We start from the raw sequence: 13,146 nt of genomic DNA on the forward strand, positions 1-13,146 counted from the left end.
CCTGTAGGTTCTGAGGCCTGGAAGTGACCGCACATCGGAGGAAGTTGACGTGACCGACATCGCCATGCTGCCCGAGTCCTGGCGCGACGTCCTGGGCGAGCAGCTGCAGCAGCCCTACTTCAAGGAGCTCACCGAGTTCGTTGAGGAGGAGCGCGCCAAGGGTCCCGTCTACCCTCCGCGCGAGGAGGTCTTCGCCGCGCTCGACGCGACGCCGTACGACCGGGTGAAGGTGCTGGTCCTGGGCCAGGACCCCTACCACGGCGAGGGTCAGGGCCACGGCCTGTGCTTCTCCGTCCGTCCCGGCGTGCGCACCCCGCCCTCGCTGCGCAACATCTACAAGGAGATGAAGGAGGAGCTCGGCACGCCGATCCCGGACAACGGCTATCTCATGCCGTGGGCCGAGCAGGGCGTGCTGCTCCTCAACGCGGTGCTCACCGTGCGGGCCGGAGAGGCCAACTCGCACAAGGGCAAGGGCTGGGAGAAGTTCACGGACGCCGTGATCCGCGCCGTGGCCGACCGTCCCGACCCGGCCGTCTTCGTGCTCTGGGGCAACTACGCGCAGAAGAAGCTCCCCCTGATCGACGAGGACCGGCACATCGTGGTGAAGGGCGCCCACCCGTCACCGCTGTCCGCGAAGAAGTTCTTCGGCTCGCGTCCGTTCACTCAGATCAACGCCGCGGTCGCCGCCCAGGGCCACGAGCCGATCGACTGGCGCATCCCGGACCTCGGCTGACGGCGGGCGCGCCGGGCGCAGGCGCGCTTCCCGGACGTCGCGGTCCCGGACCGGCCTCGTACGGAGCCGCCTGACCGTGATTGCCGGTGCCTGCGGTTAGCGTCGTGGACGACGGGCGACGAGCTTGGAGGACGCGGTGGCGGAGCAGCAGGAGCAGGCGGCGCCGGACGCCATGATGACCAGGATCGGCCAGGCCGTCATGCTGCATCACGGCGGCGACCGCGAGGAGGCCCGGGGGCGCTTCCTGGACCTGTGGGCCGAGATCGGCGAGGACGGCGATCCGCTCCACCGCTGCACGCTGGCGCACTACATGGCGGACACCCAGGACGACCCCGCGGACGAACTGGCTTGGGACCTGCGGGCGTTGTCGGCGGCCGAGGAGCTCACCGACGGGCGCATCGCCGAGCACCACGAGTCGCTCGCGGTGCGGGCCTTCTACCCCTCGCTGCACCTGAATCTGGCCGCCGACTACGTGAAGCTCGGCCGCTCCGGGCCCGCGCGCGGGCATCTGCGCCGGGCCCGGGGCGCGGCCGACGCGCTCGGGGACGACCCCTACGGCGACGGCGTGCGGGCGGCGATCGCCCGGCTGGAACTGAGGCTGGGCGAGGAGGGGGAGACGGAGGGCCACCGGGACTCCCCGCCGGACCCCGGCCCCTCCCGGGGGCCCGCGTCCCCACGTGAGCCCGGTCCCGCACACGGCTCCGGCCGGCCCGCGGGCACCGGAACCGCTCCGGGGACCGGCGCTTCAGGCGGCGGCGCGGGGGAGACCCTGGGACCACCCAGACGGGAACGGCCGTAGCGCGGTGGGCGGTGGGCGCCAGGGAGTTCGGCGGCTTGCCGGTGCCGCGCGCGTATGGCCTCATCGACGCGCGGACGCCGTGAGCTGGGGTCTGGTGCGCTCGGGGGCCTGTCGGGGGTGATGGCGCGGTGGTGCCGCGGTCGTCAACGGCCGTAGAGCGGGGGCGGTGGGCGTCCGGGAGTTCCGCGGCTTGTCGGTGCCGAGCGCGTACGGCCTCACTCGCGCGGGGACCCAGTGAGCAGGGGCCGGCGCGCCCAGTGAGCTGCTGGCGGTGATGGCGCGGTGGTGCCGCCGTCGTCAACGGCCGTAGGCACCCTTGCAGATGACCGCCTGCGGACTGTCCGGTGCCCAGCCGCCGTACTTCCTGCCCAGCGCGCACACATCGGCGTTCTTTCCGCCGCCGCGGGGAGCGGGCGGGACGGCGGCCCGGGCCTCGGGCCTCTGCCGCTTCGGGGGCGGGGTCTCGTGCCTGGGGCGCGGGGGCGCGGGCGACGGTCCCACGGGGGCCGGCGGGGCGGTCGTCCGATGCGGTGCGGGGGGCGTCGGCGAGGGGCGCCGGGACGGGCCGACGCGTTCCAGCGCCTCCCGGGCCGGGGCCTGTACGACACGCGGTTCGGCGCTGCCGTCGGGGCGGGGTGCCACCGGCAGGGAGGGCGGCGGGCCGGACGCGGGCGACCGCGGGACCGTCATACAGCCGGTGAGGGCCGAGACGGCCACGGTGACCAGGAGCGTTGCGGTGGTCGTCGTTCGATGCACCCGGGCAACTCTGCTGGGTCCGGACCCCTTTGGGGAGCGGACAGGCGGAGGATGCCCCACACGGGTGACGGACCGGCGGGGTGCCGTCACCCGGGCACGGGTGGCCCGTCAGTCGCCGGTGGTGCCGTCGAGGCGTTCCCGGATCAGGTCCGCGTGCCCGTTGTGACGCGCGTACTCCTCGATCATGTGGAGGTAGATCCAGCGCAGGGTGATCGGAGCGTCCGTCAGCCTGCTCCGGCCCTTCGCGAGGTCGTCGAGGCCGAGGGGGGCCGCGTTGCGTCCGGCGATCGCGATCTCCTCCCGCCAGGTCGCGTGTGCCTCGTCCCAGGTGTCGGCCTCGGTGAGATGGAACTCGCCGTCGGGGTCCTCGTCGCTGAAGTAGATCGGCCCCGGGTCGTCGGCCACCAGGACCTTGCGGAACCAGATGCGCTCGACCTCCGCCATGTGCCGGACGAGACCGAGCAGGGAGAGGTCGGAGGGGGCCGCCGACGCGGTCCTGAGCTGCGCGTCGCTCAGACCCTCGCACTTCGTCGCGAGGGTCTCGCGGTGGTACTCCAGCCAGCCGTCGAGCATGGACCGCTCGTCGCCGTCGGTCGCGGGTACGGTGCGCTCGATAGTCATGCGGCCATCTTCGCGGACGCCGGCCGGAGACGGCACGCCGTTTTTTCCGCGCGCGCCTCGCGGTCCCTCGGGCTTGCCCGAACCACAGCCGGCGACGGGCGTGCGGCGACGGCACCCAAGCCGTCGGCCCACGGCCCGACCGCTTCAGGCGTCCAGCATGCCGCGCAGCAACTCCCGCAGGCCGGCGCGCAGTTCGTCCTCGGTCGGCACCGACGCGTGGAAGGCGCCCGCCACGCACGAGAACATCAGCCCGTCGCACCAGGCCACGAGGGACAGCACGTGCCGGGCCGGGTCCGCTGAACCGGCGTCGGTGACCAGCACCTGCAGCGGGTCGCGGAAGCGCTGCCCGGCCGCGTCGAAGAAGGTCCGGAGCTCGGGGCGCCGGGTGGCCTCCAGCGCCAGTTCGTAGCGGGCGATCAGCAGGTGGTGGTGCCGGGTCAGGTACCGGTGCAGCGTGCGGGCCAGCCCGTCCGCGAGGGCGTCCGGGCCGCCGCGGGGGTCCGGCAACTCCTCGGGGGTGAGGATCTGCGCCTCGCGCTCGGCGAGCCTGCGGACGGCGCTCTCCAGCAGGGCCAGCCGGGTGCGGGCGTGGTTCGACGTCGAGCCCGGGGGAAGCCCCGCCGCCTCGTCGACGGCCCGGTGGGTGAGGCCCCGCATGCCGCGCTCGGCGAGGAGCCGGAGCGCGGTGTCGGCGACGAGGTCGGCGCGGCCGGGGCCGGTGCTGCGTACGGACATGGGGACCAACCTACCCGGCTCACTACATCTGTAGTAGCGTCGAGCCGTCCGGTCACTACAGGCGTAGTGGCCGGGGAAGTCGCTGTCCGTGGGGTGCTGCCCGCGGGGGAGCCGAGGAGGAGACATGGCACGGTCGACGCACGCCGTCGTGGTCGGAGGCGGAATCGGAGGTCTCACGGCGGCGGTGGCCCTGCACCGGCGCGGCTGGCGGGTCACCGTGCTCGAACGGGCCGCCTCGCTGGCCCCCGTCGGCGCCGGCATCACGCTCGCGCCCAACGCCCTGCGCGCTCTCGACGTGATCGGACTCGGCGACGAGATCCGCGACCTCGCCGCCTGGCAGGGCGACGGAGGGCTGCGCACGCCCGGGGGCCGCTGGCTGTCACGGGTCGACGCCGCCGCCCTGGCCGAGCGGTTCGGCGGCCCCCTCGTGGTGCTGCACCGGGCGAGCCTGATCACGAGCCTGGCGGCCCGTCTCCCCGAGGGCAGCATCCGGACCGCGTCCGGGGCGACCCTCCTCGACCCCGGCGAGAGCACCGGGGCACCGGCCCGGATCGGCACCCCGGACGGGGAGCTGGAGGCCGGGCTGGTCGTCGGAGCCGACGGCATCAACTCCGCCGTACGCGGCACGCTGCTCCCCGAGCACCCCGGCCCCGTCTACGCGGGCTTCACCAGCTGGCGCCTCGTCATCCCGGTGCCGGGCCTGCGCTTCGCCTCCCACGAGACCTGGGGCCCCGGGCACCTCTGGGGCACGCATCCGCTGAAGGACGGCCGGGTCTACGCGTACGCAGCCGCCCTCGCCCCGGCGGGGCAGCGTGCCCCCGACGACGAGAAGGCCGAACTGCTGCGCCGGTACGGCGACTGGCACGACCCGATCCCCGCCGTCCTGGACGCGGCGGCCCCCGCCGATGTCCTGCGGCACGACGTCCACCACATCGCGGAACCCCTGCCCGCCTTCCACCGGGGCCGGGTCGCCCTGCTCGGCGACGCCGCGCACGCGATGCCGCCGACCCTCGGCCAGGGCGGCAACCAGGCCATCGAGGACGCCGTCGTACTCGCCCACCACGCCGGACCGCACGGCACCGGCTCCGGACGCGAGCTGCCCGGCCTCGCCGCGTACACCGCGGACCGCAGATCCCGTACGACCGCCATCGCCCGCCAGGCCGTCCGCGTGGCCCGGCTGAACATGACGCGCAACCGGGTCGGCGCCGCCCTCCGCGACACCGCCGTCAGCACCCTGTCGAAGGCCGCACCGGCGTTCTTCCTGCGCGGATTCGACGGCATCGCCGACTGGCGGCCGCCGGGGCCGCCGTATGCTTCCGACGACGTGAGGAGCCCCGAGCGGACTCCCCGAAACCCCGCACACCCGTCGAGGAGACTCCCGTGAAGGTCGGCTGCATCGGACTCGGTGACATCGCGCGCAAGGCGTACCTGCCGGTGCTGTCCACCCTGCCGGGGATCGAACTGCACCTGCAGACCCGGACGCCCGCGACGCTCGCCGAGATCGGCGACAGCCTCCACCTGCCGCCGGCGCAGCGCCACACCGACCTCTCCGGGCTGCTGGCCCAGGACCTGGACGCGGCCTTCGTGCACGCGGCCACCGTCGCCCACCCCGAGATCGTCACCCGGCTCCTGGAAGCGGGCGTGCCGACGTACGTCGACAAGCCCCTCGCCTACGAACTCGCCGACTCCGAGCGCCTGGTGGAGCTCGCCGAGGAGCGGGGTGTGAGCCTCGCCGTGGGCTTCAACCGGCGTCACGCACCCGGGTACGCGCAGTGCGTCGAGCATCCGCGCGAGCTGATCCTGATGCAGAAGAACCGCGTCGGACTGCCCGAGGAGCCGCGCACCATGGTCCTCGACGACTTCATCCACGTGGTGGACACGCTGCGGTTCCTGGTCCCGGGCCCGGTCGACGACATCACCGTGCGGTCCCGCAGCGAGGACGGGCTGCTGCACCACGTCGTGCTGCAGCTCGCCGGAGACGGTTTCACGGCGCTCGGCGTCATGAACCGGCTCAGCGGCTCCACCGAGGAGATCCTGGAGGTCTCGGGCCAGGACACCAAGCGGCAGGTGGTCAACCTCGCCGACGTGATCGACCACAAGGGCCAGCCGACGGTGCGGCGGCGCGGGGACTGGGTGCCGGTGGCCCGCCAGCGCGGCATCGAGCAGGTGGTGCTCGCCTTCCTCGACGCCGTGCGCGCGGGGAAGGTGCTCAGTGCCCGGGACGCGCTGGCGACCCATGAACTGTGCGAGCGGGTGGTACGCGCGGTGCAGGAGCCGTCCGCCTGAGGCGCAGCGACCGTGCGCACTCGGTGGCGCCGAGCGCGGCCAGCACCAGCAGCGCCAGGTGCACGGGCCAGTCGCCGAAGCGGAGGTACGGCGTGACACCCGTGGCCAGCGGTACCTCGTACACCGCCGCGCCGTCGGTGCCGGTGCCGAGCCGGGAACCGACTGCCTCGCCGCTCGGCCCGTAGACGGCGGAGACCCCGGTCAGCGTCGCGTGCAGCATGGGCCGGCCGGTCTCGGCGGCCCGCAGCGCGGCCAGCGAGGCGTGCTGGGCGGGTGCCCAGCTGTGCTGGAACGAGGACGTCGACGACTGCGCGAGCAGCACCTCCGCGCCGTCCTGCGCGAGGCGGCGGCTCATGTCGGGGAACGCCGACTCGAAGCAGACCATGGGGCCGACGCGCAGCCCGTGCCCGACGTTCATCACCACCTGTTCGCTGCCGTTGCGGCGGTCCTCGCCGGCCGCCTTCCCGACGGAGGTGGCCCAGCCGAGCAGGGAACGCGCCGGTATGTACTCGCCGAAGGGCACCAGGCGCATCTTGTCGTAGCGGTCGCCCGTGGGGCCCTGGGGCCCGACGAGGACCGAGCTCTTGTATATGCCGGGGCGGTCGGAGCGCCGGGCGTCCACGTTCACCAGGATGTCGGCGCCGGTGAGGCGGGACAACGCGGCGATCCGGTCGGCCACGTCGGGCCGGTCGGCCAGGTCGAAGCCGACGCTGCTCTCGCCCCAGACGATCAAGTCCGGTTGCCTGTCGGCGAGTTGCCGGGTCAGGGCCTCCTCGCGGGCGAACCGCTTCTCGACGCTGCCGGGGCCGTCGACGACGACGCCCGGCTGGACGACGGCGATCCGGACCCCGCCGTCCGTGTCGGGGCGCGGCGACCACACCCAGGCCGCGGAGGTCGCGGCGGCCGTGGCCACCAGCCCGGCCAGCGCCGGAACCCGCGACTCGCGCACCGACACCAGCACGGCGACCGCGATGTTGACCGCCACCACCAGGAAGCTCAGCAGCCAGACCCCGCCCACCGAGGCCAGCCGCAGCGCCGGTTCCACCTGCCACTGACTCGAACCGAGCAGGCCCCACGGCCCGCCCAACCCCTGCCAGGAACGGACCAGTTCGACCATCAGCCAGCCCGACGGCAGCACCACGAGCGCGCCGGCCACCCGGCCCCGTGCGGGCACTCCCGACAGGAACCGCCGCACCAGCCAGCCCCACGGCGCCCACAGCGCGCCCAGCAGCGCCGCTATCACGATCGTGAACACATGCAGGCTCGGCAGCAGCCAGTGGTGCACGGCCAGCATGAAGCCGAGCCCGCCCAGCCAGCCGTCGTACGCCGCGCGCCGGCCGGTCGGTGCCGAACGGATCAGCAGGATCCAGGGCACCAGGGCGACATAGGCGAACCACCACAGCGAGGGCGCCGGGAACGCGAACATGGGCAGCGCGCCCGCCGCGACCGCGGCGGCGCCCCGCCACCAGCGGGAGTCGAGCCGATCAGCGCCCCTGGTCATACGGCGTCTCCTCCCGGTAGGTGCCCTCCCAGTCTGCCCGCCGCAATGGATCTCAGACAGCCGGGGGACCGGACCTCGGTGGGGATGACCGCATCGCCTCACCGGGCGGGCCTCGGGGCCCGGGAGCCCGGCCTCGCCGCCCCTTCATGGCGGACCCGGGGTCGTGGTGGTGGGGGACGGCGGCGCGGTGGACGGAAGGTGCGACCCGACGCCGGGGCGTGCGGTCGGCCGGTCAGTTCCCGGGGAGCGGGGCGGGCGGTGCCGCCTCGGCGGCGGGCCGTGTGGCGACCGTGCGCCACTTCTCCTGGACGACCACCTCGCGCAGACGCCAGCCCTCGGTCGTACGCAGCAACGCGAAGGCGTAGCGGCCGCCGCAGACGAAGTCCGGTGCCGTGGACGCCGGGGAGGTGTCGGTGCCCTCGCCGGGCCCCGCGAACCGCATGGGGTTGACGTAGTCGGCCCGGACCCGGGCCGTGTCGCCGGTGTCGCCCTCCAGCAGGCCGAACCTGACCCGCCGGTTGACGATCAGGTGCTGCCGCATGGCGAACAGCCCCAGGCTCCGGGTGAGCCAGCCGGCGATCTGCGCGGCATCCCCCTCGACGCCCCCGGCCGAGCGGTAGTCGGCGCGGCCCTCGGGTGCGAACAGCGCCCGGTACGCCTCCCAGTCGCCGTCGTCCACCGCCACCGCGTAGTCGGTGATCAGGTCGTCCACGGCAAGCCGGTCCATCACGGTCGCGAGCTCCACACGCTGCGTCATCGGCTCAGTGTTGGCCACGGAAGGGGATCAGCCAAGAGGCGTGCGGCGATATTCGCCGGCCTTCACGGGCATCCGCGGCTGCCCTGTCCCCTTGAACGATCAACACGCGCCCACCCGGCCCAAGTTGGAGGTCCGCGCCCGGCACACCCCGTCCACCGTCACCGCCCACCGTCCCGGAACCGGCGGAGCCGGCGGTACGGACGGGACGGTTCCCGTCGACGTGGAAGCGCGACGGGATGACGTGGATCATCGAGCGGCGTTCACAGACCTTTGCCTCCATGCAACCCGTGGGTGATGCCGGCGGTCGTGCCCGGATCGCCGGTCAGGGACGCAGGTGGGCCAGCAGTTCGTCACCGGCGGGGTATCCCTGCTCCTGGGGGAGCAGTCGGGCAGCTGCGTCCAGTTCGCCGTCCTTGACGAGCGCGTGGATCTCATGGGCGAGCGGGGTCACGTCGCTGATGGACACGATCCACTCGTTGGCGTAACGCGCCGACGCCTCACCCGCGAGCCCCAGTTGCAGCGAGCGGTGCGCCAGGGGACGCAGGTGCAGATCGCGTTCGGGATCCCACTGGACCCGAGCCGGTGCGCGCTTGAGGTCACGCTGCCAGGTGACCCGATCGGGATGCAGTCCGCGGACATAATGCGACAGGCATGCGTTGCGCAGCGCCCAGTCGAAGCCGTCGCGCGTGATCTCGACGGCGAGGACGGTCTCCTGCCCCTCCTTCGTGCCCCAGCCGCAGCGGTACATCATCCACATGAAACTGGGCTTGATCCACGTCATGCGGTCAGGCTTCCACGTGACGGGGAAACGGCCCTTGCGGGCGGCGGGTCCGCCGATCTCCGGGCGGTACGCCTGGTAGACGGTGACCGTGGACGCCGTGTGGAGCGCACGGATCCTGCGAAGCGGTTCTTCCATGGCCTACAGCGTGGGCCCGGTCAGCTCGGATGACCATCGATTTTCGACCCGTTGCGTGACGCGACGGCGCCCGCCGGCCGCAAGTGGCAGACGGTCGCCCGTGCTGGCCAAGTGGCCTCCGGAGTCAGAACGGAGGTTCCTCCGCACAGCCACCGGTCCACACGTCACGGACATACCGAACGCGTGCGGCAACGTCAGCGGGACTCTCCAGGACCGCGATGTCGTAGCCCCAGTTCTTGAGTGCGTCCGGACAGTCTGCGAACGCTGCTTGACATGGATCACCAAGCCGCGTTCACAACCCCCAGCCAGCGCAGCGGCTCCGGACCCCGATGGGCTCTACTCCACTTCGATGCCGAAATCCTGGACGAGTGCCTCCAGGCCGCCCGTGTAGCCCTTGCCGCCCAGGACGAAATCCCAGTCTCCGTTCGACCTTCGACGGAAGGAGCCGAGTACCAGGGCGGTTTCGCGTGGCTTGCCGTCGGAGACTTCGAGTTGCCCCAGCTCGGCGAGCCCTGGGTCGCGTAGGCGGATGCGGGCGTCCGTGAAGCCGGAGAGGTCGGCGTCCGAGTCGATCTCCGGGTCGATGGCGGCCACGAGTACGAACCGGTCAGCCTCCTCGGGCAACCCGTCGAACGAGACACAGATCGCGGCCTTGTCAGGTGCGGTGGCGGGAAGAGCACGCACTGAGCCGTCCGGCGTCTGCGGGTTGTTGTAGAAGACGAAGTGATCGTCACTGAGGACCTCGTTGCCACGGCAGACGAGAGCGCACACGTCCAAGGCGACACTTCCGGTCCATGACATGCCCAAGACGTTGTAATCGTCGGGCAGTCGACTGTTCGGCCCCGAGGGCGTCGCCTGCGCGGAGACCTGCTGACCACGCTCACCCAGTCGCCCACGCAGTCCATGGCGATGCAACAGATCGACGAGTTCGGCACCTGAGATGAGTTCCAGCGGCTTGCCGTTGGCGAAGGTGTGTGAGCCGGGGCCGAACCCCGACGTCGTCACGAGGACACCCTTGTTGGCGCCGGCGTCCTGGACCGTTCCGTACAAGTCGCGCACAGCCGTGGGCGGAACCGTGCTGCGGTAGCGCTTCACCTGCACGACAATCTTGCCGCCACGGATCGGCGTCGGATCCAGCGCGTCGACGTCCACACCGCCGTCGTTGGACCGCTGGGTGGTCACCGCCTGCATCCCCATGGCACGGAAAAGATCGGCAACGAGATTCTCGAAGGCTATCGGGTCCATGGCGAACAGGTCTGGTTCCTCGTCGCTGCCGTGGGTGACAACACGGTTTCCGACATCCTGCGGCCGCTTGCTCGGCCGCACCGGCGTGAGCTGGTCCGGTCGCACCGAGACCTGCCCGCGCAGTGCGTCAGCCAGGCAACTACCTGCGTCGACCTGCGCCAGGTGCAAGTCACGGAAGGACGAGCGCGAGGCCATGACGGTCGCGAGGAATATATGACCCGGTCGGCCCGTCGTAGGGTCATGCCCGTCGACGAACCCGTTCAAGGCCACTGACTCGAGCGCACCCAGCTCATCTGCGCCGAACAGCTCGTGCAGAACGAGAAGCATGCACTGAGCCAGCACCTCCCCGTACAGGGCCCGGCGCTGGCCTATCGGGCGAGGAGTCTCTTTGTCCTGGTCGACCCCGGACATGTACCGAACGGCCTTGACCTCCGGCACGATGCTGTAAGCGGGCAACTCCCAATCCAGGACCAACTGCCGTGCTGCCGGGTCGTACGCAGCTGCCACCTGCCGTGGGAAGTTCTCCGGCCACGCCGTCGAGGCGTAGAGGGCGGCAGTGAAGTACTCGATCACGGAATCGGGATCCTGACGCCTTACGCCTTCGGTCATCGCGCCGATGCCGGCGTTGTGCAGCCGTACATCTGCCAGCTGGGTGTCAGCCCATTGCTGGTACTCCCGCTGGTACGACGCGAGTTGTTGCTGCCGCTGAGTTTCCGCCGCCTGGGCAGCCTGCCAGTCACGCTCGAAGCGCGCTCGTGCTTCGGCCTGCGCCTGGGCCCTTCGACTCGCCGTCCAACCGCTCTGTGTCTGGTAGTGACTGAAGTCCGGCATGGGCACCGGTTGTGCCAACGGTCCTGGGGCGAAGGGCTGGACATTCTCAGGTCGCATGAGAGAGGCAGCCCTGAAGGCGGGAGCCCGGCAACCAGAGGCGAGTAGACCTTGCAACGACGCTACCTGCGCGTCCAACTCCTCCGTGCGCCGTAGAGCCTCGGCCTGTCGGTACTCGCGGTGGCTCTGGGCAGCTCGGCGTTGGTAGGCCCGCGCTTGCTGTTCCTGCTGCCTACGGCGTCTGGCTTCAGTTTCCATCTGGCGTTGCTGCTGCCGTTGCATCTCAGCCCAGACGCCGACAGAACCAGTAGAACGACGACTCATGTGCTGCAGGCCCTCCCCAGGACGGGGGCAGCCGAAGAGCATTTGGTTGTCCCCGCAACCAACTGTAAGAGATGACTCTATCGAGCAATCACGATCTCGCATATGTACTCGTCAAAGGATGTGAACGGTCTGACGTGAGTCATCGAGCCGCGTTCACAGACCGCAAGAGCACGTGCTCAAGTGCCGGGCTGCATCAACTCCGTTGGGTGAGCCCGCCGAAGCGTGGATCATGGACACGTGAAGTGGACGAAGAAGGCGGGGCCGGCCGAGCAGTCGGAGCGTGAGCCCGAGCTCTCGGCGTACCAGCGAGCGATGCGGAACCGGCTTCTCGCGGCCCCCGTGGTGCCCGCCCCTGAACCCTGGCGGCCCGTCTTCGAGCACACATACGGCGTTGCCGTCGGTGGTCTGCTCGGGATCGGCTTCGCGACGCATCCCGACAGCGGCCGTGATCTGGTGATGGTCGTCTCCTCCGACGGTCATGGCCTCTTCGACGCCGTCACCGGGGACAAGATCGCCAGGGAGCGCGATCTCGACCCCGAGGACAGCACCCCCGACGCGGTCGTCGATCTGTCCTGCCCAGGACTGGGACCGGTCGCTGGGAGCCGTGTGCGCATCGCGGGGCTCTTCGGTGGAGGGCTGCACACCACCACCGGGGACGGCTGGACCCTGGAGGTCGTCACCCCGGCCTGGCCGAACGAGCGCGTCCTGCTGTCCCGCGACGGCGGGCTGCCCCACGCCGGTCCGCACGCGGAGCAGTGGTGGCACATCTTCCACTCGAACTACTCCACATTCCGCACAGCGGGCTTCTCGCCCTCCGGACAGACCATTGCCGTGGCGACGAGCAGCGACCTTGCCTTGTGGACACGCAGGTTGGACGACACCCTCTTCGGTATCACCGGAGCCTGACCGAGTCGTGCGCTCAGCTGGTCGTGGGAGCCCTCCGGCGATACGCTCCGCCATCTGTCGGCACCCGTGTCTTGCGGGCAGCAAGGGGACGAAGCGAGATCACACGTCGAACTGGTTCCACTCGACAGCGGCTTCGGCCAGCGGGGCGAGAGCGCTGCGGTGGGTAGCGCCGGCCCAGACGCTGAAAATGTCGTCGTCCGCCGAGCCCGAGACGTGCAGGACGAGCCCCGGGGCCACGTAGAACTCGGTGGGGTACCAGGGGCAGAAGGGACGCAGAGGCACGCGGTGCAATCCTGCGGTGAGCAGCCGGACCTGCTGCCCCGTCGGTTCGTGGGGGAGCGCCAGGTAGTCGGCGCCCATCGCGGCCGCCCACGCAGCGGGAGGAGTCATTCGAACGCCATGGAAGATGTGCGCATGGTTGATCACTCTTCCGCGATACCTCTGACGGCTGCCCGCAGCTCGGTGAGATTCGTCAGCGCGGCTTGGCATGGATCACCAAGCCGCCCTCACAGACCCGTTGAGGGCTGGAAGTCCTTCTCGGAAGGCAAAAGGGCTGTGAACGCGGCTTGACATGGGTCATCAAGCCGCGTTCACAGCCTTTCCTCGGGCTGCGGGCGGTCACCGGCTTGGGCTGCTCCACTCCGCGTCGACGCCTTCTCGTGGCAGACGTGCGCAGGGCCGTGTGTCCGGGCCGGCGGCCGCCGTTCGGATCACCCACGGCGGCCCTTCAGGTGATTGC

The 13,146-nt window shown here is 71.2% G+C and carries 12 protein-coding genes and 1 pseudogene; 5 read left to right on the plus strand and 8 right to left on the minus strand.

Features of this window, described 5'->3' with window-relative positions; translation table 11 throughout:
- Positions 1 to 49 precede the first annotated feature (49 nt).
- Positions 50 to 733 (plus strand): uracil-DNA glycosylase, encoded by a 684-nt coding sequence (ung, locus tag ACZ4VA_RS12680; protein ID WP_355782878.1) that lies wholly within the window; start codon positions 50 to 52, stop codon positions 731 to 733.
- 136 nt (positions 734 to 869) lie between these two features.
- A pseudogene (locus ACZ4VA_RS12685) lies at positions 870 to 1,388 on the plus strand (hypothetical protein); the annotation flags it as partial.
- A gap of 441 nt (positions 1,389 to 1,829) precedes the next feature.
- On the opposite strand, the gene ACZ4VA_RS12690 reads toward ACZ4VA_RS12685, so the two are convergent.
- The 3 genes from ACZ4VA_RS12690 to ACZ4VA_RS12700 all read right to left on the minus strand — a co-directional run bounded on the left by ACZ4VA_RS12690 (position 1,830) and on the right by ACZ4VA_RS12700 (position 3,644).
- Positions 1,830 to 2,288, minus strand: coding sequence for a hypothetical protein (locus ACZ4VA_RS12690; protein WP_468081161.1), 459 nt, complete (start codon positions 2,286 to 2,288; stop codon positions 1,830 to 1,832).
- A 108-nt stretch (positions 2,289 to 2,396) separates the two neighbouring features.
- Complete coding sequence (locus ACZ4VA_RS12695; protein ID WP_468081163.1) at positions 2,397 to 2,909, minus strand: DinB family protein; 513 nt, start codon at positions 2,907 to 2,909, stop codon at positions 2,397 to 2,399.
- 144 nt (positions 2,910 to 3,053) lie between these two features.
- Complete coding sequence (locus ACZ4VA_RS12700) at positions 3,054 to 3,644, minus strand: TetR/AcrR family transcriptional regulator (protein ID WP_468081165.1); 591 nt, start codon at positions 3,642 to 3,644, stop codon at positions 3,054 to 3,056.
- Between the two features lie 124 nt (positions 3,645 to 3,768).
- Here ACZ4VA_RS12700 and ACZ4VA_RS12705 point away from each other — a divergent pair, with 124 nt between their 5' ends.
- Positions 3,769 to 5,028, plus strand: coding sequence for an FAD-dependent monooxygenase (locus ACZ4VA_RS12705; RefSeq protein ID WP_468081167.1), 1,260 nt, complete (start codon positions 3,769 to 3,771; stop codon positions 5,026 to 5,028).
- Positions 5,025 to 5,930 (plus strand): Gfo/Idh/MocA family protein, encoded by a 906-nt coding sequence (locus ACZ4VA_RS12710; protein ID WP_356171286.1) that lies wholly within the window; start codon positions 5,025 to 5,027, stop codon positions 5,928 to 5,930. The genes ACZ4VA_RS12705 and ACZ4VA_RS12710 overlap by 4 nt, the downstream gene beginning before the upstream one ends.
- Here the strand turns inward: ACZ4VA_RS12710 and lnt are convergent.
- The 4 genes from lnt to ACZ4VA_RS12730 form a co-directional block, all read right to left on the minus strand.
- Positions 5,854 to 7,431: an apolipoprotein N-acyltransferase gene (gene lnt / locus ACZ4VA_RS12715; protein ID WP_388907022.1), complete on the minus strand. Its 1,578-nt coding sequence runs from the start codon at positions 7,429 to 7,431 to the stop codon at positions 5,854 to 5,856. The two genes, ACZ4VA_RS12710 and lnt, sit on opposite strands and share 77 nt — an antisense overlap.
- Before the next feature lie 232 nt (positions 7,432 to 7,663).
- Positions 7,664 to 8,188: a nuclear transport factor 2 family protein gene (locus ACZ4VA_RS12720; RefSeq protein WP_356171280.1), complete on the minus strand. Its 525-nt coding sequence runs from the start codon at positions 8,186 to 8,188 to the stop codon at positions 7,664 to 7,666.
- A gap of 322 nt (positions 8,189 to 8,510) precedes the next feature.
- Complete coding sequence (locus ACZ4VA_RS12725) at positions 8,511 to 9,104, minus strand: DUF4291 domain-containing protein (RefSeq protein WP_468081171.1); 594 nt, start codon at positions 9,102 to 9,104, stop codon at positions 8,511 to 8,513.
- 336 nt (positions 9,105 to 9,440) lie between these two features.
- A complete protein-coding gene (locus ACZ4VA_RS12730; RefSeq protein WP_468081173.1) occupies positions 9,441 to 11,501 on the minus strand; it encodes a restriction endonuclease in 2,061 nt (686 codons plus the stop codon).
- A gap of 312 nt (positions 11,502 to 11,813) precedes the next feature.
- Here ACZ4VA_RS12730 and ACZ4VA_RS12735 point away from each other — a divergent pair, with 312 nt between their 5' ends.
- On the plus strand, positions 11,814 to 12,407 hold the full coding sequence (locus ACZ4VA_RS12735) for a hypothetical protein (protein WP_468081485.1): 594 nt from the start codon (positions 11,814 to 11,816) through the stop codon (positions 12,405 to 12,407).
- A 99-nt stretch (positions 12,408 to 12,506) separates the two neighbouring features.
- Here ACZ4VA_RS12735 and ACZ4VA_RS12740 read toward each other — a convergent pair whose 3' ends face one another.
- Positions 12,507 to 12,797 carry a hypothetical protein gene (locus tag ACZ4VA_RS12740; RefSeq protein ID WP_355784705.1) on the minus strand — a complete coding sequence of 97 codons (291 nt, stop codon included), beginning with the start codon at positions 12,795 to 12,797 and terminating at the stop codon, positions 12,507 to 12,509.
- Positions 12,798 to 13,146 lie beyond the last annotated feature (349 nt).

The organism is Streptomyces sp. NPDC028308 (assembly GCF_055565855.1).

Bases quoted from the DNA above. Each gene is read 5' to 3' on its own strand.
- ACZ4VA_RS12725 (WP_468081171.1), bottom strand. From the start codon at position 9,104: ATGGAAGAACCGCTTCGCAGGATCCGTGCGCTCCACACGGCGTCCACG.
- lnt (WP_388907022.1), bottom strand. From the start codon at position 7,431: ATGACCAGGGGCGCTGATCGGCTCGACTCCCGCTGGTGGCGGGGCGCC.
- ACZ4VA_RS12730 (WP_468081173.1), bottom strand. From the start codon at position 11,501: ATGAGTCGTCGTTCTACTGGTTCTGTCGGCGTCTGGGCTGAGATGCAA.
- ACZ4VA_RS12720 (WP_356171280.1), bottom strand. From the start codon at position 8,188: ATGACGCAGCGTGTGGAGCTCGCGACCGTGATGGACCGGCTTGCCGTG.
- ACZ4VA_RS12705 (WP_468081167.1), top strand. From the start codon at position 3,769: ATGGCACGGTCGACGCACGCCGTCGTGGTCGGAGGCGGAATCGGAGGT.
- ACZ4VA_RS12740 (WP_355784705.1), bottom strand. From the start codon at position 12,797: ATGACTCCTCCCGCTGCGTGGGCGGCCGCGATGGGCGCCGACTACCTG.
- ACZ4VA_RS12695 (WP_468081163.1), bottom strand. From the start codon at position 2,909: ATGACTATCGAGCGCACCGTACCCGCGACCGACGGCGACGAGCGGTCC.
- ACZ4VA_RS12735 (WP_468081485.1), top strand. From the start codon at position 11,814: ATGCGGAACCGGCTTCTCGCGGCCCCCGTGGTGCCCGCCCCTGAACCC.
- ACZ4VA_RS12700 (WP_468081165.1), bottom strand. From the start codon at position 3,644: ATGTCCGTACGCAGCACCGGCCCCGGCCGCGCCGACCTCGTCGCCGAC.